Source organism: Mycetocola sp. Y719, from assembly GCF_056713205.1.
The window spans coordinates 407,283-430,403 of the sequence record NZ_JBWYGY010000001.1 but is presented as its reverse complement, the minus strand read 5'-3'; the positions used below and the strand labels follow the sequence as shown (position 1 = coordinate 430,403).

23 protein-coding genes are annotated in these 23,121 nt (G+C 67.4%); all 23 read left to right on the top strand.

Annotation, left to right across the window (positions count from 1 at the left end; genetic code table 11):
- Positions 1-3 precede the first annotated feature (3 nt).
- The 23 genes from pyrR to trpC all read left to right on the top strand — a co-directional run bounded on the left by pyrR (position 4) and on the right by trpC (position 23,119).
- Positions 4-543: a bifunctional pyr operon transcriptional regulator/uracil phosphoribosyltransferase PyrR gene (gene pyrR, locus AC1M0F_RS01905; RefSeq protein WP_480236514.1), complete on the top strand. Its 540-nt coding sequence runs from the start codon at positions 4-6 to the stop codon at positions 541-543.
- Positions 543-1,490, top strand: a complete 948-nt coding sequence (locus AC1M0F_RS01900) for an aspartate carbamoyltransferase catalytic subunit (protein WP_480236513.1) — start codon at positions 543-545, stop codon at positions 1,488-1,490. The genes pyrR and AC1M0F_RS01900 overlap by 1 nt, the downstream gene beginning before the upstream one ends.
- A 3-nt stretch (positions 1,491-1,493) precedes the next feature.
- Positions 1,494-2,840 (top strand): dihydroorotase, encoded by a 1,347-nt coding sequence (locus AC1M0F_RS01895; RefSeq protein ID WP_480236512.1) that lies wholly within the window; start codon positions 1,494-1,496, stop codon positions 2,838-2,840.
- A complete protein-coding gene (locus AC1M0F_RS01890; RefSeq protein WP_480236511.1) occupies positions 2,833-3,366 on the top strand; it encodes a PH-like domain-containing protein in 534 nt (177 codons plus the stop codon). The genes AC1M0F_RS01895 and AC1M0F_RS01890 overlap by 8 nt, the downstream gene beginning before the upstream one ends.
- A complete protein-coding gene (gene carA / locus AC1M0F_RS01885; protein WP_480236510.1) occupies positions 3,366-4,535 on the top strand; it encodes a glutamine-hydrolyzing carbamoyl-phosphate synthase small subunit in 1,170 nt (389 codons plus the stop codon). The genes AC1M0F_RS01890 and carA overlap by 1 nt, the downstream gene beginning before the upstream one ends.
- Positions 4,535-7,828, top strand: coding sequence for a carbamoyl-phosphate synthase large subunit (carB, locus tag AC1M0F_RS01880; protein WP_480236509.1), 3,294 nt, complete (start codon positions 4,535-4,537; stop codon positions 7,826-7,828). The genes carA and carB overlap by 1 nt, the downstream gene beginning before the upstream one ends.
- Entirely contained in the window at positions 7,825-8,667 is an 843-nt protein-coding gene (gene pyrF / locus AC1M0F_RS01875) for an orotidine-5'-phosphate decarboxylase (RefSeq protein WP_480236508.1), read from the top strand. Before carB ends, pyrF begins: the two co-directional genes overlap by 4 nt.
- Complete coding sequence (gene gmk, locus AC1M0F_RS01870) at positions 8,660-9,589, top strand: guanylate kinase (protein WP_480236507.1); 930 nt, start codon at positions 8,660-8,662, stop codon at positions 9,587-9,589. Before pyrF ends, gmk begins: the two co-directional genes overlap by 8 nt.
- Positions 9,590-9,651: 62 nt before the next feature.
- Positions 9,652-9,909, top strand: coding sequence for a DNA-directed RNA polymerase subunit omega (gene rpoZ / locus AC1M0F_RS01865; RefSeq protein ID WP_090712805.1), 258 nt, complete (start codon positions 9,652-9,654; stop codon positions 9,907-9,909).
- A gap of 15 nt (positions 9,910-9,924) precedes the next feature.
- Positions 9,925-11,139, top strand: coding sequence for a bifunctional phosphopantothenoylcysteine decarboxylase/phosphopantothenate--cysteine ligase CoaBC (gene coaBC / locus AC1M0F_RS01860; RefSeq protein ID WP_480236506.1), 1,215 nt, complete (start codon positions 9,925-9,927; stop codon positions 11,137-11,139).
- Between the two features lie 154 nt (positions 11,140-11,293).
- Positions 11,294-12,487, top strand: a complete 1,194-nt coding sequence (gene metK, locus AC1M0F_RS01855) for a methionine adenosyltransferase (RefSeq protein ID WP_480236505.1) — start codon at positions 11,294-11,296, stop codon at positions 12,485-12,487.
- Positions 12,488-12,489: 2 nt separating this feature from the next.
- Entirely contained in the window at positions 12,490-14,514 is a 2,025-nt protein-coding gene (locus AC1M0F_RS01850) for a primosomal protein N' family DNA-binding protein (RefSeq protein WP_480236504.1), read from the top strand.
- 35 nt (positions 14,515-14,549) lie between these two features.
- Positions 14,550-15,467: a methionyl-tRNA formyltransferase gene (gene fmt, locus AC1M0F_RS01845; RefSeq protein WP_480236503.1), complete on the top strand. Its 918-nt coding sequence runs from the start codon at positions 14,550-14,552 to the stop codon at positions 15,465-15,467.
- A 10-nt stretch (positions 15,468-15,477) separates the two neighbouring features.
- Positions 15,478-16,899, top strand: a complete 1,422-nt coding sequence (locus AC1M0F_RS01840) for an RsmB/NOP family class I SAM-dependent RNA methyltransferase (RefSeq protein WP_480236502.1) — start codon at positions 15,478-15,480, stop codon at positions 16,897-16,899.
- 9 nt (positions 16,900-16,908) lie between these two features.
- Positions 16,909-17,592 (top strand): ribulose-phosphate 3-epimerase, encoded by a 684-nt coding sequence (gene rpe / locus AC1M0F_RS01835; protein ID WP_480236501.1) that lies wholly within the window; start codon positions 16,909-16,911, stop codon positions 17,590-17,592.
- 13 nt (positions 17,593-17,605) lie between these two features.
- Positions 17,606-17,869 (top strand): phosphoribosyl-ATP diphosphatase, encoded by a 264-nt coding sequence (locus AC1M0F_RS01830; protein ID WP_480236500.1) that lies wholly within the window; start codon positions 17,606-17,608, stop codon positions 17,867-17,869.
- A 63-nt stretch (positions 17,870-17,932) separates the two neighbouring features.
- Entirely contained in the window at positions 17,933-18,772 is an 840-nt protein-coding gene (gene hisG, locus AC1M0F_RS01825) for an ATP phosphoribosyltransferase (protein WP_480236499.1), read from the top strand.
- Between the two features lie 13 nt (positions 18,773-18,785).
- Positions 18,786-19,547 carry an imidazole glycerol phosphate synthase subunit HisF gene (hisF, locus tag AC1M0F_RS01820; RefSeq protein ID WP_480236498.1) on the top strand — a complete coding sequence of 254 codons (762 nt, stop codon included), beginning with the start codon at positions 18,786-18,788 and terminating at the stop codon, positions 19,545-19,547.
- Entirely contained in the window at positions 19,547-19,927 is a 381-nt protein-coding gene (gene hisI, locus AC1M0F_RS01815) for a phosphoribosyl-AMP cyclohydrolase (RefSeq protein ID WP_480236497.1), read from the top strand. Before hisF ends, hisI begins: the two co-directional genes overlap by 1 nt.
- Positions 19,920-21,449 (top strand): anthranilate synthase component I, encoded by a 1,530-nt coding sequence (locus tag AC1M0F_RS01810; RefSeq protein ID WP_480236496.1) that lies wholly within the window; start codon positions 19,920-19,922, stop codon positions 21,447-21,449. Before hisI ends, AC1M0F_RS01810 begins: the two co-directional genes overlap by 8 nt.
- The gene (locus AC1M0F_RS01805) at positions 21,446-22,054 is read left to right on the top strand and encodes a Trp biosynthesis-associated membrane protein (protein ID WP_480236495.1); all 609 of its coding nucleotides are present in this window, start codon (positions 21,446-21,448) and stop codon (positions 22,052-22,054) included. Before AC1M0F_RS01810 ends, AC1M0F_RS01805 begins: the two co-directional genes overlap by 4 nt.
- A 59-nt stretch (positions 22,055-22,113) precedes the next feature.
- Positions 22,114-22,344: a DUF6704 family protein gene (locus AC1M0F_RS01800; protein ID WP_480236494.1), complete on the top strand. Its 231-nt coding sequence runs from the start codon at positions 22,114-22,116 to the stop codon at positions 22,342-22,344.
- Between the two features lie 4 nt (positions 22,345-22,348).
- Positions 22,349-23,119 carry an indole-3-glycerol phosphate synthase TrpC gene (gene trpC / locus AC1M0F_RS01795; protein WP_480236493.1) on the top strand — a complete coding sequence of 257 codons (771 nt, stop codon included), beginning with the start codon at positions 22,349-22,351 and terminating at the stop codon, positions 23,117-23,119.
- The last annotated feature ends 2 nt before the right edge of the window (positions 23,120-23,121 follow it).

Below are 23,121 nucleotides of genomic sequence, written 5' to 3'. Positions count from 1 at the left end.
CACATGAGTGCGCGCGTCGTACTGCAGCAGGCTGACATCGCCCGAGCGTTGACTCGGATCTCGCACGAGATCCTCGAGTCCAATCGAGGCGCAGACGACCTCGTCCTCCTCGGAATCCCGACTCGGGGCGTGATCCTCGCCGACCGCATCGCCCGGATCATCTCCGACATCTCCGGCACGGCCATCGAGGCCGGGTCGCTCGACGTGACCATGTACCGTGACGACCTCGCGAAGCATCCGACCCGCACGCCGGCTCCGACCCACATCCCGGCCTCGGGGATCGACGGCAAGACCGTCATCCTCGTCGACGACGTTCTCTATTCCGGCCGCACCATCCGGGCCGCCCTTGACGCGATCGGCGACATCGGCAGACCCCGCGCCGTCCGGCTCGCCACGCTGGTCGACCGCGGGCACCGTGAACTCCCGATCCGCCCGGACTTCGTCGGCAAGAACCTGCCAAGCTCTCAGACCGAACGGATCAACGTGCGACTGGCCGAACTCGACGGCGCCGATCTCGTCTCGATCGATGCGGCGGCCCTGTGATGCGCCACCTGCTGTCGACCCGTGACCTCGACCGCGACGCGGCCGTCCGCCTGCTCGACGTCGCCGAAGACATGGCAGACACCCAGCAGCGCGAGGTCAAGAAACTCCCCACGCTCCGCGGCAAGACCGTCGTGAACCTCTTCTTCGAGGATTCCACCCGCACTCGCATCTCGTTCGAGGCCGCCGCGAAACGCCTGAGCGCGGATGTCATCAACTTCAGTGCGAAGGGATCGAGCGTCTCGAAGGGCGAGAGCCTCAAGGACACCGCACAGACCCTGCAGGCGATGGGCGCGGATGCCGTCGTCATCCGTCACCCCGCGTCGGGAGCTCCGCAGACGCTGGCCACCAGCGGCTGGATCGACGCGGGCATCCTCAACGCCGGCGACGGCACCCACGAGCACCCCACCCAGGCGCTCCTCGACGCGTTCACCATCCGCAAGCGTGTGCACGGCGCGGATTCCCGCGGGCGCAGCCTCGACGGCCTCACGGTCAGCATCGTCGGCGACATCCTGCACTCCCGGGTGGCACGGTCGAACGTCTGGCTGCTCACGACTCTCGGCGCGACGGTCAGTCTGGTCGCCCCACCGACCCTCGTCCCCGTCGACACCCGGGCATGGCCCATCAGCATCGGCTACGACCTCGACGACGCCATCGCCGCCGGGCCGGACGTTCTGATGATGCTCCGCATCCAGGGCGAACGGATGCGGGACGCCTACTTCCCGAACAGCCGCGAGTACGCGAGACGCTGGGGACTCGACGACGCGCGGCTGCACCGGCTCGAGCCGACTACCATTGTCATGCACCCCGGGCCGATGAACCGGGGCCTCGAAATTTCCGCTGCCGCCGCCGATTCGCCCATGTCAACCGTGCGCGAACAGGTGACCAACGGGGTTTCCGTGCGGATGGCCGCACTGTATCTGCTGCTGTCAGGCGATCGGGAGAACTAAGACATGTCGACGAACACCTACCTGATTTCCGGAGCCTCCCTGCCAGACGGCACGCGCACCGACATCCTCCTCGAGAACGGCATCATCGCCGGCCTCGGCACCGGCCTGTCGTCCGCCGGCGCCCGACGCATCGACGCAGACGGACTCGTCGCGCTCCCTGGCCTGGTCGACCTGCACACCCACCTCCGTGAGCCTGGTTACGAACAGAGTGAGACGGTGCTGACCGGAACCCAGGCCGCTGCTGCCGGCGGCTTCACCGCCGTCTTCGCCATGGCGAACACCTCGCCGGTCGCAGACACGGCCGGCGTCGTCGAACAGGAACTCTCGCTGGGGGAACAGGCCGGATACACCACCGTGCAGCCGATCGGCGCCGTCACGGTCGGCCTCGCCGGTGAACAGCTGGCCGAACTCGGCGCAATGGCATCCTCACGGGCCAACGTCCGCGTCTTCTCCGACGACGGCTTCTGTGTCTCAGACCCTGTACTCATGCGCCGCGCGCTCGAGTACGTGAAGTCCTTCGACGGCGTCATCGCCCAGCACGCCCAGGAACCCCGCCTCACCGTCGGCGCACAGATGAACGAGGGCGCCGTCTCCGGCGAACTCGGCCTCACCGGGTGGCCGGCCGTCGCCGAGGAGTCGATCATCGCCCGCGACGTGCTTCTCGCCGAACACGTCGGCAGCAGGCTGCACGTCTGTCACGTCTCGACCGCAGGCTCCGTCGACGTCATCCGCTGGGCCAAGGCACGCGGCATCGACGTCACCGCCGAGGTCACCCCGCACCACCTGCTCCTCGACGAAGAACTCGTCCGCAGCTTCGACGCCCGCTACAAGGTGAACCCGCCTCTGCGTCGCCGCGAGGACGTGCTCGCCCTCCGCGAGGCACTCGCAGACGGCACCATCGACATCGTGGCCACCGACCACGCCCCGCACCCGGTCGAGAACAAGGACTGTGAATGGGATGCCGCCGCGAACGGCATGGTCGGACTGGAATCGGCGCTCAGCGTGGTCCACAAGGCCGTCGTCGAGACCGGCCAGCTGGGCTGGGCTGACGTCGCCCGCGTGCTCTCCTCAGCTCCGGCGCGCATCGGGCGCATCTCGAGCCACGGCCAGGGCCTCACACACGGGGCCCCAGGCCAGGTCACCCTCTACGACCCGACGGCCAGCCGCACCTTCAGCACCGACGACCTCGCTGGGAAGGGGACCAACTCGCCCTATCTCGACCAGGTTCTGCCCGGCCGGGTCGTCGCGACCTTCCACAACGGCTTCGCCACCGTCCTCGACGGCCTCCTCAGGCCGGCGGACGAGATCGCCAGGCTGGCCCGCGAGCAGAGGACGGCCAGCCATGTCTGACCGGATCGTACCCGCCGCGATCGTCCTGGCGTTCCTTGCCCTGCTCCTGCTCGGCATGTGGCTCGCCTGGCGTGCCCGCGCCGCCCGTGACGCCGGCGTTCCTGCCGGACAGCCGGTGCCAGCAGAGGGCATCCACCCTCTCATCACCACCGCAGTGCTCTACGTCGCCACGACCCGTGCCGGGCAGCCTCTTGAGCGGCTCGCCATCCGCGGACTGGCGTTCCGAGCCAGTGCCGACCTCACGGTCGCCTCCGAAGGCGTCGTGCTGTCCGTCCCCGGACAGGATCCCGTCTTTCTCGCCGCGGATCAGATCGTGTCCGCGGAGCCTGCGACCTGGACCATCGACCGTGTGGTCGAGGCAGACGGCCTGCTCTCGTTCCGCTGGCGATCGGCGGGCACGGATGTCGAGAGCTACCTCCGCGTGATCGATCCCACCCAGCACACCCGCGTCCTCGACGCCCTGACGTCCCTGTCCTCCGCGCCGGCCCCCGCCGCGCCCACCGACTCCACCGAGAGTGAGAAATAATGAGCAGCTCGAGATTTGGCTCCGCAACACCGGCCGTCCTCGTCCTCGAGGACGGCAGCCGCTACGTCGGCCGCGCATACGGCGCAACAGGCAAGACCCTCGGTGAGGCTGTCTTCTCCACCGGGATGACCGGATACCAGGAGACGCTGACCGACCCGTCGTACGCCGGGCAGATCGTCCTGATGACCGCACCCCACATCGGCAACACCGGCGTCAACACCGAAGACATGGAGTCGAAGCAGATCTGGGTGGCCGGATACGTCGTCCGCGACCCTTCCCGTATGGTCTCCAACTTCCGCGCCGAGGACAGCCTCGACAACGACCTCGTTCAGAGCGGCGTCGTCGGGATCAGCAACATCGACACCCGCGCCGTCACCCGCCACATCCGCTCGGCGGGTGCCATGCGCGCCGGGATCTTCTCTGGCGAGTTCTTCGACCTCTCCGAGGGCGACCAGCTCGACCAGGTCCGCCAGGGTGAGGAGATGTCGGGACGAAACCTGTCGCGCGACGTCTCCACGGTCGACCCGTACGAAGTCCCTGCCCAGGGTGAGCGCGTCGGCCGGGTCGCTGTTCTCGACCTCGGTATCAAGAGCTCGACCGTCAAATATCTCTCGGAGCGCGGCTTCGACGTTCTCGTGCTGCCGCAGAACGTCACGGCCGAGCACGTGCTCTCCCTGAACCCGGACGCCCTGTTCTTCTCGAACGGACCGGGCGACCCCGCTGCGTCCGAAGCCCATGTGACCCTCCTCCGCGAGGCACTCCGCGCCGAACTTCCCTACTTCGGGATCTGCTTCGGAAACCAGCTGCTGGGCCGCGCGCTCGGTTTCGGCACATACAAGCTGCCGTTCGGCCACCGCGGCATCAACCAGCCAGTGCTCGAGAAGGCGACAGGGCGAGTGGAGATCACCTCCCAGAACCACGGCTTCGCGGTCGACCTGCCGATCGAGGGCGAACACGAGTCGCCTGAGGGATTCGGCCGGGTCACCGTCAGTCACTACAGTCTCAACGACCAGGTCGTCGAAGGCCTCGCGTGCCTCGACATCCCCGCGTTCAGCGTGCAGTACCACCCGGAGTCGGCCGCAGGCCCGAATGACGCCAACCACCTCTTCGATCGCTTCCGCGACCTGGTGATCTCGAACAAGGCCAACCGAGCAGGAGACAACAACTAATGCCCAAGCGCGACGACATCCACAGCGTCCTCGTCATCGGTTCAGGCCCGATCGTCATCGGCCAGGCAGCCGAGTTCGACTACTCGGGAACGCAGGCCTGCCGTGTTCTGCGTGAGGAAGGCGTCCGCGTCATCCTCGTGAACTCCAACCCGGCCACCATCATGACCGACCCGGACTTCGCAGATGCCACATACATCGAACCGATCACGTGGGAAGTCCTCGAAACGATCATCGCCAAGGAGAAGCCGGATGCCATCCTGCCGACCCTGGGCGGCCAGACCGCACTGAACGCGGCGATCCAGTTGCACGAACACGGCATCCTCGAGAAGTACGACGTCGAGTTGATCGGCGCGAACTTCGAGGCCATCAACAAGGGCGAAGACCGCCAGATCTTCAAGGAGCTCGTCCTCGAATGCGGCGCGGATGTCGCGAAATCCTTCATCGCCCACACCGTCGACGAAGCAATCGATTTCGCCGACCAGCTGGGCTACCCGCTCGTCATCCGGCCGTCGTTCACCATGGGCGGTCTCGGCTCCGGATTCGCGTATACCCGCGAGGAACTGGTGCGAATGGTCACCGATGGCCTGCACCAGAGCCCGACGACCGAGGTCCTCCTCGAAGAGTCGATCCTCGGCTGGAAAGAGTACGAACTCGAACTGATGCGCGACACGGCCGACAACACCGTCGTCGTCTGCTCCATCGAGAACGTCGACCCGGTCGGTGTGCACACCGGCGACTCGATCACCGTCGCTCCGGCTCTGACCCTCACCGACCGTGAGTACCAGAAGCTCCGCGACATCGGCATCGACATCATCCGCGCCGTCGGCGTCGACACGGGCGGCTGCAACATCCAGTTCGCCATCGACCCGGCGAACGGTCGCATCATCGTCATCGAGATGAACCCACGCGTCTCGCGCTCGAGTGCCCTCGCGTCCAAGGCGACCGGGTTCCCGATCGCCAAGATCGCCGCAAAGCTGGCCATCGGCTACCACCTCGATGAGATTCCGAACGACATCACGAAGGTCACCCCTGCGAGCTTCGAGCCGACGCTCGACTACGTCGTCGTCAAGGTGCCGCGGTTCGCGTTCGAGAAATTCCCGGCAGCGGATGCCACGCTCACCACGACCATGAAGTCGGTCGGTGAGGCGATGGCGATCGGCCGTAACTTCTCCACAGCCCTGCAGAAGGCGCTCCGCTCACTCGAGAAACGCGGCTCCAGCTTCCACTGGGGAGAAGAGAACCGCTCCATCGAGGAACTTCTCACGATCGCCGCCGTACCGACCGACGGACGAATCGTCGTCGTCCAGCAGGCACTGCGTCGTGGGGCGACCCCGGAACAGCTGTTCGAAACCACCAAGATCGACCCGTGGTTCCTCGACCAGATCGTGCTCATCAACGAGGTGGCCGACTACATCCGGGATGCCGCCAGGCTTGACACCGACGTGCTCACGACCGCCAAGAACCACGGTTTCTCCGACGCCCAGATCGGGCAGTTGCGCGGTTTCGGCGAAGCTGAGGTGCGCGAAGTCAGGCACATCCTCGACGTACGGCCCGTCTTCAAAACCGTCGACACGTGCGCAGGCGAGTTCCCCGCCCTCACGCCGTATCACTACTCGAGCTACGACCAGGAGACCGAGGTCATCCCGTCCGACCGCCGCAAGGTCGTCATCCTCGGCTCAGGCCCCAACCGAATCGGCCAGGGTATCGAGTTCGACTATTCCTGCGTCCACGCGTCATTCGCCCTGCGCGGCGCCGGGTTCGAGACCATCATGATCAACTGCAACCCGGAGACCGTGTCGACGGACTACGACACGAGCGACAGGCTGTACTTCGAGCCGCTGACTCTCGAGGACGTCCTCGAGGTCATCCACGCCGAGAGCCAGGCGGGCGAACTCGTCGGAGTGGTCGTGCAGCTCGGCGGCCAGACCGCCCTCGGCCTGGCCAAGGGGCTCAAAGCAGCAGGCATCCCGATTCTCGGAACCACGCCGGAGGCGATCGACCTCGCCGAAGAGCGCGGCGCGTTCTCACAGATCCTCACAGACGCCGGGCTGCTGGCACCCAAGAACGGCACAGCCACCGAGGTCACCGGTGCGATCACCATCGCCGAGGACATCGGCTACCCCGTCCTCGTCCGCCCGAGCTACGTGCTCGGCGGCCGCGGCATGGAGATCGTCTACGACACCGCGTCTCTCGAGGACTACTTCCTCCGCATGGCCGGCCAGGGGATCATCGGTCCGCAGCATCCGCTGCTCGTCGACCGGTTCCTCGACGACGCCATCGAGATCGACGTCGATGCCATCTACGACGGCACCGAGCTCTACATCGGCGGCGTGATGGAGCACATTGAAGAGGCAGGCATCCACTCCGGTGATTCGAGCTGCACCCTTCCGCCGATCTCCCTCGGTCGTGGGCAGATCGACCGGGTCCGTGACGCCACCCTCGCCATCGCGCAGGGCATAGGCGTGCAGGGTCTGCTCAACGTGCAGTTCGCGATCGGCGCTGGCATCCTCTATGTGCTCGAAGCCAACCCGCGGGCGTCGCGCACGGTTCCGTTCGTCTCGAAGGCCCTCGGCATCCCGCTCGCCAAGGCCGCATCGCTCGTGATGACCGGCACGACGATCGCCGAGCTCAAGGAGTCGGGTCTCCTGCCGCCGGTCGACGGATCGCGCATCCCGATCGATTCCCCGGTCTCCGTCAAGGAAGCCGTCCTCCCGTTCAAGCGGTTCCGCACGACGGACGGGCGCATCGTCGACTCGATCCTCGGCCCCGAGATGCGCTCGACCGGTGAGGTGATGGGCATCGACAAGGACTTCCCGCGCGCATTCGCCAAGAGTCAGACGGCTGCATACGGCGGGATGCCGCTGTCCGGCACCGTCTTCGTCTCGGTCTCCGATCGCGACAAGCGCTCGATCGTGCTCCCGATCCTTCGGTTCCAGGAGCTTGGCTACGACATCCTCGCCACGGTCGGAACCGCCGAGATCCTCAACCGCAACGGCATCTCGGCGCGCACCGTCCGCAAGTACAGCGAGGGCGACGAGTCCACACTCGGCGAACCGTCCATCGTCGAACTCATCAACCGCCACGAAGTCGACATCGTCATCAACACCCCTTCGGGTCGCAGCGGCCGCGCAGACGGCTACGAGATCCGCGCAGCTGCCGTCGCGGAAGACAAGCCGCTCTTCACCACCATCGCCGAACTCACCGCGGCTGTCGCGTCGATCGAAGCGGTGCGCAACGGCTTCGACGTGCGCTCCCTGCAGGAGTACGCAGCGGATCGGGCCTCGCGGGCATGACCGAAACCTTCAGCGAACGGCTGGCGGGGGTCTTCGCCGGCCCTGGCCGCCTCTGCGTCGGCATCGACCCGCACGGCTGGCTGCTCTCGACCTGGGGGCTCCCTGACACAGCGGACGGCGCCAGGGAGTTCGGCCTCCGGGTCGTCGCGGCCGCCGCGGGGACGGCCGGCATCGTCAAACCGCAGGTGGCGTTCTTCGAACGCTTCGGATCCCGCGGGTTCGACGCGCTCGAACGCGTTCTCCGCGAGGCGAGGGAGAGTGGGCTCCTCGTCATCGCCGATGCGAAGCGGGGCGACGTCGGTTCCAGCGTCGACGCCTACGGCGACGCATGGCTCGGTGCCGGTTCACCACTGGAATCGGATGCCGTCACCCTCAACCCGTTCCAGGGAGTCGGATCGCTCACCGGGCCGTTCGAGCTCGCCGAAAAGCACGGAAAAGGGGTGTTCGTGCTCGCCGCGACGTCGAACCCGGAGGGCATCGCAGGCCAGCAGGCAAAACTGGCCTCCGGTTCCACCCTGGCGCGGAGTATTCTCGACGACGTGACCACATGGAACCAAGACCATGCGGCCGGGCCGCTCGGCTCGGTCGGAGTGGTCCTCGGCGCGACCCTCGACCTCGGCCCGTTCGACCTCGGGGGAACCAGGAGCCCGGCTCCGCCCGTCCTCGCGCCTGGCTTCGGCCACCAGGGCGCATCCGTCGCCGACCTCAAGGCCATTTACGGCCCGCTCGCCGCCGGAGTCATCGTTTCCGAGTCCCGCGCTCTGCTCGCCGCGGGTCCAGACGGCATCCGCCAGGCTGTCGCCTCCCGAGCAGAAGAGGTGAGGCGGGCCAGTGCCTGAGTCAACGGATCGCACCCCACCAGAGGTGGACCGCGTCGCCGCATCCCGTGCCGCAGTCGAGGCGAGGCGGGCCAGAGCCCGGCTGAAGAACGCCATCGCTGAGGGATCGACCTCTGCGCTCTCCGTCCTCGACGACGGGCTCGAGCACCCGGAAGGCGTTGCCGGCCGGATGCGCGTCACCGACTTCCTGCTCAGCGTGCCTGCGATCGGTCGGACCAAACTCGCCCGCATCCTCGATGATCTCGGAATCTCTCCGTCGAAGCGGATCGGCGGGCTCGGCCACAATCAGCGCGTGCGGCTCCGGAACTTCGTCATAGACAGGGAGGCACGGAACCGTGGACGCCGCAAGAGCCGTCTCGTCGTCCTCGCAGGACCCACAGCCGTCGGCAAGGGAACGGTCGCCACGCACATCAGGGAGAACTACCCTGACGTGCTGCTGTCCGTCTCGGCGACCACGCGGGCGCCACGGCCGGGTGAAGTCGACGGTGTGAACTACTTCTTCGTCGACGACGCCGAGTTCGACCGGCTGATCGCCGACCACGAACTTCTCGAACACGCCACCGTCCACAACGCGTACCGCTACGGCACCCCTCGCGCACCCATCGACGAAGCTCTCCGCCGCGGGCACAGCGTGCTCCTCGAGATCGACATCCAGGGAGCGAGGCAGGTCCGCAAGGTGATGCCAGAGGCTACCCTCGTCTTCCTGCTGCCGCCCAGCTGGGACGAACTCGTCCGCCGGCTCGTCGGCCGTGGCACCGAGGATGCCGAGGAGCGCGAACGTCGACTGGCCACCGCTGAGCACGAACTGGCGGCCCAGGACGAGTTCGATTACCGGGTCGTGAACGGCACCGTGGCTGAAGCAGCCCGGGAGGTCGTAGACTTGATGAAGACTCGCGGCCCGTCAGACGCCCCTCAGGCGTGACGCGCGGCCACAGACAGACCTCTATTCTCCAATCCGCAACACACGAGGAGTGTGACTTCAGTATGGCTGAGAAGCCCAAGGGAATCATTGACCCGCCCATCGACGACCTGCTTTCCAAGGTCGACTCCAAGTACGCCCTGGTGATCTTCGCGTCCAAGCGCGCCCGCCAGATCAACGACTACTACTCCGACCTGCACGAGGGCAGCCTCTTCGACAACGTCGGACCCCTGGTCGACTCACACGTCGAAGACAAGCCGCTCTCCGTCGCACTCCACGAGATCAACGAGGACAAGCTCGTCCTGCGTCCCATCGTCGAGTAACACCGAATACTCCCGATGACAGGTTCTCTGAATGTCGTTGTCGGCATAACGGGTGGCATCGCCGCATACAAAGCGGTCGGTGTCATCCGTTCTTTCGTGCTGGCCGGGCACTCGGTCCAGGTCGTGGCCACCGCCGGGGCGCTGCGCTTCGTCGGCAGGCCGACTCTTGAGGCGATCTCCCGCAACCCAGTGCACACAGAACTCTATGAGGGCGTCTCCGAGGTCAGGCATGTGGCGATCGGCCAGGCCGCCGACCTCATCGTCATCGCCCCCGCGACCGCGAACACGATCGCGAAGCTCGCAGCAGGGCTCGCAGACGACCTCCTCGGCAACACCGTGCTGGCCAGCACCGCCCCTCTCGTGATCGCCCCCGCCATGCACACCGAGATGTGGCAGAACCCGGCAACGCAGGCGAATATCGCCACCCTCCGTACGCGCGGCGTCGGAATCGTCGGTCCGGCCGTCGGCCAACTCACCGGCGCAGATTCGGGCCCTGGGCGGATGGAGGAACCCGAACGGATCGTCGAAGCCGCACTCGCCCTTGCGGTCGAACGGCGTACCCCTGGCGACCTCGACGGGACCCGCATCGTCATCACGGCAGGCGGAACACGCGAACCCCTCGATCCGGTGAGGTTCATCGGCAACCGCTCCAGCGGCAAACAGGGTGTCGCCCTCGCTACCGCCGCCCTCCTTCGGGGCGCGGCCGTCACGCTCATCGCCTCACATCTTGACGTTCCTGCCCCAGACGGCGTCACTCTCGTCGATGCACCGAGCGCCGCTGACGTCCAGCGGGCCGTGACGGAGGCCGCACCGGACGCCGACATCGTCATCATGGCCGCCGCAATCTCGGACTACCGGCCGGTCGAGGTGATGGACGCCAAGATCAAGAAGGAAGACACCGGCGACGAACTCACTCTCCGGCTCGTCAAGAACCCCGACATCCTCGCCGGACTCGCGGCATCGGCAAGGCCGGACCAGGTGGTCGTCGGTTTCGCGGCGGAGACGACGCCAGGGGAGGACGAACTGATCGAGATCGGCCGGGCAAAACTCGCGCGCAAGGGCTGCGACTTCCTCGTCGTGAACCGCGTCGGATGGGACGAGGGCTTCGCCAGGGACAGCAACACCGTCGTCGTCCTGGCTCGGGGCGGCGAGGTCGTTCTGACGGCGTCCGGCGACAAACTGACCGTCGCCGACCGAGTCCTCAACACCCTTCCCCGACCGACCCGCTGACGTCTCCCGCCGTCACCTGGACGGGGCGCCCATCCGGCCGGGGATATAGTGATGAGGGCTTTTCGGGCCGCGCATTGTCGGTGGTCTCACTGAGAATCGATCACGGGCTGCCCCACCGAACGACCGTTCTCACCCCGTCCCACTTGGAGTTGGTATGACGCAACTGCGCCTGTTTACCTCGGAATCCGTCACCGAAGGGCACCCGGACAAAGTCTGCGACCAGATCTCAGACAGCATCCTCGACGCCATGCTCGAACAGGATCCGAACAGCCGCGTCGCCGTCGAAACACTCGTCACCACCGGACTCGTCCACGTCGCGGGCGAGGTCACCACAGAGGCATACGTCGAGATCCCCGCGCTCATCCGGGAACTCGTCACCAACATCGGCTACAACCATTCGGATGTCGGCTTCGACGGCGCCTCATGCGGCGTCTCCGTCTCCATCGGCCAGCAGTCGCCTGACATCGCCCAGGGTGTCGACGACGCCTTCGAATCCCGCGAACTGTCCAGCTCGGACGCCCTCGACCACCAGGGCGCAGGCGACCAGGGCATCATGTTCGGTTTCGCCACGACCGAGACCCCCCAGCTCATGCCCGTGCCGGGATGGATCGCCCACCGTCTCGCTGAGCGACTCTCCGCCGTGCGCAAGTCCGGTGAGCTCGACTACCTCCGTCCGGACGGCAAGACCCAGGTCACGGTCGGCTACGACGGGATCACCGCCCGCTCGGTCGAAACCGTCGTGCTCTCCACCCAGCACCAGGACGGCATCGAACTGGCACAGCTTCGCGCAGACGTCGAAGAGCATGTCATCCGGCCCGTGCTCGACACGGTGGACCTCGACACCTCCGCCGTCAACTTCCTCATCAACCCCACCGGTCGCTTCGTCATCGGCGGACCGGCCGGCGACGCCGGGCTCACCGGCCGCAAGATCATCATCGACACCTACGGCGGCGCTGCACGGCACGGCGGAGGCGCATTCAGCGGAAAAGACCCGTCGAAGGTCGACCGCTCAGCCGCATACGCCATGCGGTGGGTCGCGAAGAACGCTGTGGCGGCCGGTTTCGCCGACAAGCTCGAGGTTCAGGTCGCATACGCGATCGGAAAGGCCGCCCCTGTCGGCCTCTACGTCGAGACATTCGGCACCGCGAAGGTCTCAGAGGAGACCATCGTCGACGCCATCCGCGACGTGTTCGACCTCCGGCCTGCGGCGATCGTCGCTGCGCTCGACCTCAAGCGGCCGATCTACGCTGCGACGGCGGCGTACGGCCACTTCGGCCGGGAACTGCCTGACTTCACCTGGGAACGGCTCGACAGGGTCGACGACCTCCGCAGCGCTGCCGGGCTCTAGCCGTGACGGAGGGCGCCGCAACCGGGACGGACGGGGCAGCACCGCCCGGTCCGCGTCCGAGCCGAACCACGGCGGCCCGCGTCGTGATCGACTCCCCGTTGCCACAGCTCGACCACCTGTTCGACTACAGCATCCCTGAGAGCCTCGCCTCCGTCGCAGTGCCCGGCGTGCGGGTGACAGTGCCCCTCCGCTCGGCCGGGCGGATCGCGCGCGGATACATCATCGACACCGTCGACGCGTCCGACGGTTTCGACGGCGCCCTCAGCCCGATCGACTCCGTCGTCTCCGATGTGCCCGTCCTGACCCCTGAGGTCTGGGCTCTGGCCAGGAAGGCGGCCGACCGCGCAGCCGGCGGCGCAGGAGACATCCTGCGGCTGGCCATCCCGGCCAGGCAGGTCCGGGTGGAGAAGACCTGGCAGCGCGAGCAGGACGAACCGGGCGCTCCGACGCCTGTCCTCTCCGCCCCGGACATCCACGGCTTCTCAGACGCGCTGGCCGGGCTGCTCGCCGACCATGCCAGGATCGCGCTCGATGTCGTCCCTCAGGTCGTGCAGGTCGACTCCGGAGCATGGGTCGGGCGATGGGCACTCACGCTGGCCCAGGCGGCTGCCCGTGTCGTCGCCGGGGGAGAGTCGGCCATCCTCGCCGTGCCCGACTACCGCGACCTCGAGCAGCTCTCCGCCGCCCTGAGCGAATACCTTCCGGCCGATCGCATCACCAGGGTCGACGCCAACCAGCCCAATGCCGAGCGGTACCGCGGGTTCCTCGACTGCCTCAGCGACACTCCCCGGGTGATCCTCGGCAACCGGTCGGCGGTATACGCGCCGGCCAAACGCCTGGGTCTCATCGCCCTGTGGGACGACGGCGATCCGCTCTACTCGGAGCCGCTCACCCCGTACGTCCACGCACGCGACGCGGCTCTCATCCGCCAGGAACAGTCGGGGTCCGCCCTTCTCTTCGCTGGGCACACGCGCAGTGTTGACGTACAGCGTCTCGTCGAGATCGGCTGGGTGAGGGCTGTCGCGCCCGAGCGCGCCCTGACACCGCGTGTGCTCGTCACGGCGAAATCGGACCATGAGGATGCCGGCGCCGTCGCGGCCCGCATCCCGTCGATGGCGTGGCGCCAGGCCAGGGAAGCGCTCCAGTCAGGTCCCGTGCTCGTGCAGGTGGCGAGGCCCGGTTACGCCCCTGTGGTCGCCTGCGCCACGTGTTCCGCAGCCGCACGGTGCACCCACTGTGGAGGCCCCCTCGGCATCGCAAGGGCAGGAGCGGCACCCGCCTGCACCCTCTGCGGCGCCATCGCCGCCGGATGGAGATGCCCGACCTGCGAGGGCACGAAGCTCCGGCTGGTCACCAGGGGGACAGGACGCACCGCTGAAGAACTGGGGCGGGCCTTCCCCGGTGTGCCCGTCATCGTCTCGGACGGCGAACGACAGGTGACGACCGTCGAGTCCAGGCCCTCGCTCGTCATCGCCACGAGGGGGGCCGAGCCGATCGCCTCGGGCGGGTACGCGGCCGTCCTTCTCCTTGACGGAGACCGGATGCTCGCTGCAGAGCACCTCAGGATCGGTGAGGACTGCCTGCGCTGGTGGTCGAACGCCGCAGCACTCGCCCGTCCGGGCGCCCCCGTCGTCCTCACCGGCGTCACCGGAGACCTCGCACGCGCTCTCGCCACCTGGACCCAGCCGGCGTTCGCCCACGCCGAGCTCCTCGACCGCCACGCGCTGCGCTTCCCTCCCGCCGTGAGAGCGGCATCCGTCTCTGGAGATTCCACCGCGGTCTCCGCCGCACTCGATGAGGTGAGGGATCTGCCAGGGGCGAGCATCCTCGGTCCGACTCCCACAGACGACGGAGTCAGGGCGATCCTGCGAATCGATTACGGCCACGCCGGCGAAGCGGCACGGCTGCTCCGAGGCGCCGTCGTGAAGAACGCGACCAGGCGCCGCAAGGCGCCCCCTGGCAAGGCCGGCTACCGCCCGCCCCCGACACTGCGGGTCCGCTTCGACGACCCCGAGATCCTGTCATGAGCCCCCAGCACCAGCCAGCGAGAGAGCACACCCCGATGAGACTGATTTTCGCCGGAACCCCCGAGGTCGCCGTCCCCAGCCTCGAGCGCCTGCTCGCAGGGCGCCACGAGGTCGTGGCGGTCCTGACCAGGGAGGACGCTCCGCTCGGCCGCAAGCGCATCCTCACACCGTCGCCTGTGGCTCGTGCGGCAGAGTCGGCAGGCATCCCCGTACTCAAGGCCAACAGGCTCAGCGACGACGTGACCGAGTCGATCACCGCGCTGGCACCAGACCTCGGCGTCATCGTCGCATACGGAGGATTCCTCCGCGAACCCCTGCTGTCCACACCACGGCTCGGCTGGATCAACCTGCACTTCTCGCTGCTCCCCGCCTGGCGAGGAGCAGCACCAGTGCAGCACGCACTGATCGCCGGCGACACCGTCACCGGCGCGAGCGTGTTCCAGCTCGTCCGCGAACTCGACGCCGGCGACGTGTTCGGGACCCTCACCCATCCGATCGACCCGGATGCCACGGCCGGCGCCCTCCTCGGGGAGCTCGCAGACACCGGGGCGGGCTTCCTCGCCGACGTCGTCGACCGGCTCGGCGACGGCGCGATCGAGGCGGTGCCCCAGTCCGGCGAGGTGACCGTCGCACCGAAACTCACCATCGAGGACGGTCGGTTGCCGTGGACCGCTCCGGCCGACGAGGTGTACAACCGCTTCCGTGGCGTGACGCCGGAGCCTGGGGCACACACGACAATCGGCGGCGCCAGGTTCAAGGTCCTCGACGCGCGGGTGGCCCCGGACGTCAGGCTTCCCCCCGGGCAGCTGGGACTCGCAGACGGCCGTGTGGTCGTCGGCACCGGAACAACGGCACTCGAACTCCTCAGGGTCCAGCCGGCCGGCAAACCGGCCATGGCTGCCGCCGACTGGTGGCGCGGACTCGGCCGCGACCCGGCGATCGTGGCAGAGTAGGTTCCACACAATGACTGCATCAACCGCACCCACTCCCTCTTCCGTCCAGCCGGCCAGGCGCGTCGCGTACGACGTGATCGCCGCCGTGAGCACGGACGACGCCTATGCGAACCTGCTCCTTCCCACCCTCATCTCCCGGTCGGCGCTCAACACCGCTGACGCCGGGCTGGCGACCGAGCTGACCTACGGCACGTTGCGCCTCCGCGGCTACTACGATCGCGTCATCGCCATCGCCGCCGGCCGGGACATCAGCCAGATAGATGCCGCCATCCTCGACGTGCTCCGGCTCGGCGCACACCAGTTGCTCGCCACCCGCGTCGCGCCCCACGCCGCCGTCAACGAATCGGTCGCGCTGGCGCGAATGGTCGGCTCCCGTTCCGCCGTCGGCTTCACGAACGGCGTCCTCCGCACCATCTCCCGCTCGACGCCGGACGAGTGGCGCGAGCGTGTGCTCGCCGCCGCCACGAGCGCGGACGACCGCATCGCCGCGGATTCCGCGCACCCGGCCTGGATCATCCGTGCCTTCCGACAGGCGCTCAACCTGGAGGGCAGGGGAGACGAACTCGACGACCTGCTCGCCGCAGACAACCAGGCACCCCGCGTCAACCTCGTCGCCCTTCCCGGTCTCGCCGACGCCCCTGACGATGCCGACCACAACCGGTACTCTCCGTTCGGTTTCACCCTGACCGGCGGAGACCCGGACACAGCCATCCGCCACGAGAACGGCCGCATGCGCGTGCAGGACGAAGGCTCACAGCTCGCCGCCCTCGCGCTCAGCAGGGCGCGGCCGGTCGTGGAGGGGGAGCGCTGGCTCGACCTGTGCGCTGGGCCCGGCGGGAAGACCGCGCTGCTCGGCGCCGAGGCGGCCCTCTCCGGGGCCACCGTCACGGCGAACGAAGTCGTCCCCGCAAGGGCGCAGCTCGTCCGCCGCGCCGTCGCACCGGTGCCGGGAGACATCCCGGTCACCGAACTCGACGGCACCGACGTCGGCGAGCTCCAGCCCGAGTCGTGGGATCGCATCCTCGTCGACGCGCCATGCACCGGTCTCGGCGCGCTCCGCCGCCGACCTGAGGCGCGCTGGCGGAAGACCGCGAAAGACGTGGGCGACCTCACCGTGCTCCAGCAGTCACTGCTGCTGTCCGCCTTCGACGCGCTCAAGCCAGGTGGAGTGCTGGCATACGTGACCTGCTCACCGCACGTCGCTGAGACCCGCGGCGTCGTCACAGACGCCCTCCGCAGGCTCGGCGATGCGGCCGAACTGCTCGACACCGCCCGGGTTCTGCAATCCGTCGCTGTCCAGCCCCTCGACCTGCCCCCAGCGGCGGACCCTGACCAGGGCACGACGGTGCAACTCTGGCCGCACCGCCACGGGACGGACGCGATGTTCATCGCATTGATCGGTAAATCGCAGGCGACCTCCTCCACTCGTTAGGCTGTCTGGATGTCGATCCGAATCAACCCGAGCATCCTGGCCGCCGATTTCGTCAATCTCGAACGTGACCTCGGCCGCATCGGCACAGCGGATCTCGTGCATGTGGATGTGATGGACAACCATTTCGTGCCGAATCTCACCTTCGGCCCCCAGATGGTCGACCGGATCCAGCAGGTCTCCTCACTCCCGCTCGACGTGCACCTGATGATCGACGACCCCGACCGGTGGGCGCCAGGCTATGCCGAACTCGGCGCGTACAGCGTCACCTTCCACGCCGAGGCGACCACCGAACCCGTCCTCCTCGCCCGGCGGATGCGCGAGATCGGCGCCAGGGCTGGCATCGCCCTCAAACCGGGAACCGCCGTCGAGCCCTACCTCGAGCTCCTCGACGAGTTCGACCAGGTCCTCGTCATGACCGTCGAACCCGGATTCGGCGGACAGACGTTCATGGCAGAGACCATGCCCAAACTGCACCTCCTCCGCGAAACCCTCTCGCGCACAGGAGGAGACGTCTGGCTGCAGGTCGACGGCGGAGTCAACGAAGACACCATCAGCATCGCCGCCGAGGCCGGGGCAGACACTTTCGTGGCCGGTTCGAGCGTCTTCGGCTCCGACAACGCCGAACTGCGGATCAGCGCCCTCCGTGAGGCCGCTGCATCCGTTCACACGCACGGCGGCCCGTCGAGGAACTAGTACCCTGATAGACGTGAAAACATTCGACGACCTGTTCGCAGAACTCAGCCGCAAGGCGCTCGAACGCCCCGAAGGCAGCGGAACGGTTCGTGAACTGGATGCCGGCGTGCACGCCATCGGCAAGAAGATCGTCGAGGAAGCCGCCGAAGTGTGGATGGCCGCCGAATACCAGAGCGACGCCGAGACCGCCGAAGAGATCTCCCAGCTGATCTACCACCTGCAGGTCCTGATGCTCGCCAAGGGACTCGCGCCGGAGGACGTGTACCGACATCTGTGACGCCTGCCCGTCAGGGCACACGACACCTCCGACACCAGACACCCCACCGAGAGACTTCAGCACATGTTGAGAATCGCAGTGCCCAACAAGGGCTCACTGGCTGAGACAGCCGCACAGATGTTGTCAGAGGCCGGTTACGCCGGCCGGCGCGACCCGAAGGAACTCCACCTCGTCGACGCACACAACGACGTCGAGTTCTTCTTCCTCCGCCCACGCGACATCGCCACATACGTCGGCTCAGGTGCCCTCGACGTCGGGGTCACCGGACGCGACCTGCTCCTCGATTCGGGGTCCGAGGCCTCCGAGATCGAAAGCCTCGGCTTCGGTGACTCGACCTTCCGCTTCGCCGGTCCTTCCGGCCGGTTCACCGAGCTCGCAGATCTGGCAGGGCTGCGGGTCGCAACGAGCTACCCCGGCCTGGTCGGTACATTCCTTGCCGGCCACGACGTCGACGTCACCCTCGTGCCGCTCGACGGCGCCGTCGAATCTGCCGTCCAGCTCGGTGTAGCGGATGCCGTCGCAGATGTCGTCTCCACCGGAACGACGCTCAGGAAGGCAGGGCTCGACATCTTCGGCCCTGTGATCCTCGAATCCACGGCGGTGCTCATCGGGTCTCCCCAGGAGGCGTCCGGGCTCGCAACACTCCGCAGGCGCCTGCAGGGAGTGCTCGTCGCCCGCCAGTTCGTCCTCATGGACTACGACCTCCCCGCTCACCTCCTCGACCAGGCGACCGACATCGCCGGCGGCATCGAATCGCCGACCGTCTCACCGCTCCGTGACAAGGACTGGGTGGCCGTCCGGGTCATGGTTCCCCGCCAGCGGACCAACCACATCATGGATGCGCTCTACGACCTCGGCGCGCGGGCCATCCTCGTCAGCGCCATCCACGCGGCGAGACTGTAGCGAGGGCGGAACGATGACCGTTGCGTGCCGTGTGATCCCGTGTCTCGACGTGGCCGACGGCCGCGTCGTGAAGGGCATCAATTTCCAGAACCTGCGGGATGCAGGCGACCCGGTCGAACTGGCCCGCCGCTACTACGAGCAGGGTGCTGACGAACTGACCTTCCTCGACGTGACCGCGACCATCGACAATCGGGCGACCACCTACGACGTCGTCACCCGCACCGCGGAGCAGGTCTTCATCCCACTCACCGTCGGAGGTGGAGTGCGCAGCGTCGACGACGTCGCCAGGCTGCTCGGCAGCGGCGCAGACAAGGTCGGCGTGAACAGCGCCGCGATCGCCAGGCCAGACCTCGTCGGTGAGATCGCCGACCGCTTCGGCGCCCAGGTCCTCGTGCTCTCCCTCGACGTCAAACGGGGCGGATCGACCCACTCCGGATTCGTGGTCACCACCCACGGCGGCAGGACAGAGACGTCGCTCGACGCCCTCGACTGGGCACGCGAAGCCATCGAACGCGGAGCGGGCGAACTGCTCGTGAACTCGATCGACGCCGACGGCACCAAGCAGGGCTTCGACACCGAGCTCATCGCTCTCATGCGCGAGGTCAGCAGTGTCCCCGTGATCGCCTCAGGTGGCGCAGGAGCTGTCGCGCACTTCCCGCCGGCCATCGCGGCGGGTGCAGACGCCGTCCTCGCAGCGAGCGTCTTCCACTCGGGAGCGTTGACCATCGGCGACGTGAAACGTGAACTGACGAACGAAGGGATATTGGTGCGCTGATGAGCGTTTCCTCGACAATCCAGCAGATCCAGTTCGATGCGGACGGGCTCATCCCCGCCATCATCCAGCAGTGGGACACCGGCGAGGTCCTGATGCTCGGCTACATGAACGACGAAGCCGTCAGGCGCACGCTCACCGAAGGACGCGTGACGTTCTGGTCGCGGTCACGGAAAGAGTACTGGCGCAAGGGGGACACCTCCGGCAACGCCCAGTACGTCAAGGGCGCAGCGCTCGACTGCGACGCGGACACCCTTCTCGTCCAGGTGGAACAGGTCGGCGTCGCATGCCACACCGGCACCCGCACCTGTTTCGACGCGCACGAACTCAGCCCTGCCATCGGCGACGAACCCTCCGACGACAGCGACGATGACGATGAGTAAGAGCACAGGCACGACCAGTCGTGCCGACTTCGACATGCTCTCCAGGGACCACAGGGTCATCCCGGTGATCCGCGAGCTCTTCGCAGACGGAGAGACCCCTGTCGGGATCTATCGGAAGCTCGCGATCGGCAAGCCGGGCAGCTTCCTCCTCGAATCGGCTGAACAGGGCGGGATCTGGTCGCGCTTCTCGTTCGTCGGCGTCTCCTCGTTCGGCGTGCTCACCCAGCGTGGTGACACGGTCCAGTGGATCGACTACGGCCTCACACGGCAGCGAGCCCTCGGGGATGCCGAAGGCCTGCGGCCGCTGCAGGCCATCGCCGAACTGCACAGGCGGTGGGAGACCCCCCACGTCGACGGTCACCCACCGCTCACCGGCGGGCTCGTCGGTTTCATCGGCTGGGAAGCGATCCGCCAGATCGAACACCTGCCGAACCGCCCGCCGAAGGAATTCGACGTGCCAGGGCAGGCCCTCTGTTTCGTGGCCGACCTCGTCGTCCTCGACCACCGCACAGGAACCGTCCAACTCATCGCCAACGTGCTCAACGACGGTCTCGACGACGAAACCGCCCTGTGGCGTTCCGCACAGTCACGACTCGACGCGATGCAGTCCCAGCTCGCGAAGCCGAGCGACGCCTGGCTGGCCGAGGTCGACCTCGCCACCCCGGCGAACCCGGCCCATCGCACGAAGAAGTCGGACTTCCTCGACGCGGTCGTGACGAGCAAGGAGCGTATCCGTGACGGCGACATCTTCCAGGTCGTCATCTCCCAGCGCTTCGACCAGCCGTGCGAGGCCGAGCCGATCGACGTGTACCGGATCCTGCGGAGCCTCAACCCCAGCCCGTACATGTATCTGCTCACCCTGCACACGGTCGACGGCACGCCGTACACGATCGTCGGCTCGAGCCCTGAGGCACTCGTCAAGGTTCAGAACAACCGGGTCTTCACCCACCCGATCGCCGGCTCGAAGCCCAGGGGAGACACCCCTGAGCGCGACGTCGAACTCGCGGCCGAGCTTTCCGCTGACGCCAAGGAACGGGCAGAGCACCTCATGCTCGTGGACCTGGCGCGCAACGACCTGCTCAAGGTCTGCACCCCGGGAAGCGTCGAAGTGACGGAGTTCATGCGGATCGAGCGGTTCAGCCACATCATGCACCTCGTGTCGAGCGTCGAAGGCACACTGGCAGAGTCCGCCACCCCCATCGACGTGTTCACGGCGACGTTCCCGGCAGGGACGCTGTCCGGCGCGCCGAAGCCCCGTGCCCTGGAGATCATCGACGAGCTCGAACCCGCCCAGCGCGGCGTCTACGGGGGAGTTGTCGGGTACTTCGCGTTCTCCGGCGACACCGACCTGGCCATCGCCATCCGGACGGCCACCATCGTCAACGGAGTCGCGCACGTCCAGGCAGGGGGAGGCCTCGTCGCCGACTCGGACCCGGAGAGCGAATTCCTCGAGTCGCAGAACAAGGCCGCGGCCCCGCTCCGCGCCGTCGCAGTGGCCAACGCCATGAAGCGGGTCCGATGACCCCCGCAACCGGCAGCGGCGGCAAAAGGACCAAGTACACGCTCATCCTCGCGTCGCTCGCCCTCGCGGCCCTCGTGCTCGTCGCATGGACGCAGACCTGGCTCACGGTCTCGCTCGGCGCAGGCGCGCCGAGCGAGACCGTGACCGTAGACGGCGCCGTCGCTGCGCCGGCCCTCGCGGCGCTCGCGCTCGCGGGACTGGCCCTCACCGCAGCGCTCTCGATCGCCGGCGTCCTCTTCCGAATCGTGCTCGGCGTCCTCGACGCGCTCATCGGCGCGTGCATCGCACTCTCCGCAGTGCTCGTCGTCACCGGCCCCGTCGCAGCGAGCGAAGCAGCGGTCACGGCAGCAACCGGCATCGCCGGCTCGGAGTCGATCGCCGGGATCGTGACCGCCACCTCGCTCACCGTGTGGCCGGTGATCACGCTCGTCACCGGAATCCTGCTCGTCATCGTCGGCCTGGGCATCGCCGTCACCGGCAGGAGCTGGCCGTCGTCGTCGCGCAAATACTCGGCAGTCCGCCTCGAACCCGTCGATGGCGATGAGATGCCCGATGCGGTCGACAGCTGGGACGAACTGACTCGAGGAGACGACCCGACCCGCTGAACTGGGTCCCGTTCGCTCCACCCGATAGACTTGACCGGCACTGATACTGAAGGAGTTCCATGAGCGCAGAGTCGACAGACCAAGGACACGGCCACTCACCGGCCGCCTGGACGGCTGTAACGGTGATGCTGATCGCATTCACCATCGGCACGGTCGCCTTCTGGCTCGACCTGGCCTGGCTCGTGTGGGCTTCGGCCGCCCTCCTCGTCGTCGGTGCGCTTCTCGGCTGGATCCTGGCCAAGGCGGGCTACGGCGTGAACGGCGCGAAGTACATCCCGAAGGGCCACTAGCCCCGTGCTGGCCGACCTCACGGCTGGCGCACTCCACGACGCACGCGAGCGCGAACTGCTGCGCCCGCTTTCCCGTGTTGAATCCGCTGCGGCGGATGCTGCGCCACCCCTCGACGCCCTCTCCGCACTGTCACCGGTCGATCGCGTCAAGATCATCGCCGAAGTCAAGCGCGCGAGTCCCTCCCGCGGCGATCTCGCCGACATCCCCGACCCGGCCCAGCTGGCCGTCTCGTACGAGCGCGGGGGAGCGAGCGCCATCAGCGTCCTCACCGAAGGCCGCAAGTTCAAGGGTTCGCTCGATGACCTCGTCGATGTGCGGTCATCCGTCGGCATCCCGGTGCTGCGCAAGGACTTCATCTCGATCCCGTACCAGGTCTTCGAGGCCCGCGCCGCCGGTGCCGACCTCGCCCTGCTCATCGTGGCCGCGCTGGACCAGCGAACCCTGAGCGAGCTCTACACACTGGTCACCGACCTCGGCATGACCGCGCTCGTCGAGACACACAGTGCGGACGAACTCGAACGTGCACTCGACCTCGGCGCCGGACTCATCGGCGTCAACGCGCGCAACCTCTCGACCTTCGAACTCGACAGGGATCTGTTCGGGCGTCTGGCTCCCCAGATCCCGTCCGGAGTCATCCGCGTGGCCGAATCGGCCGTCCTCGCCCCTGCCGACGTCGCGCACTACCGCGACGCAGGAGCAGACGTGGTCCTCATCGGGGAAGCGCTCGTCACGAGCGACCCCATTCTCACCCTCGGCGAATTCCTGGCGGTATAACC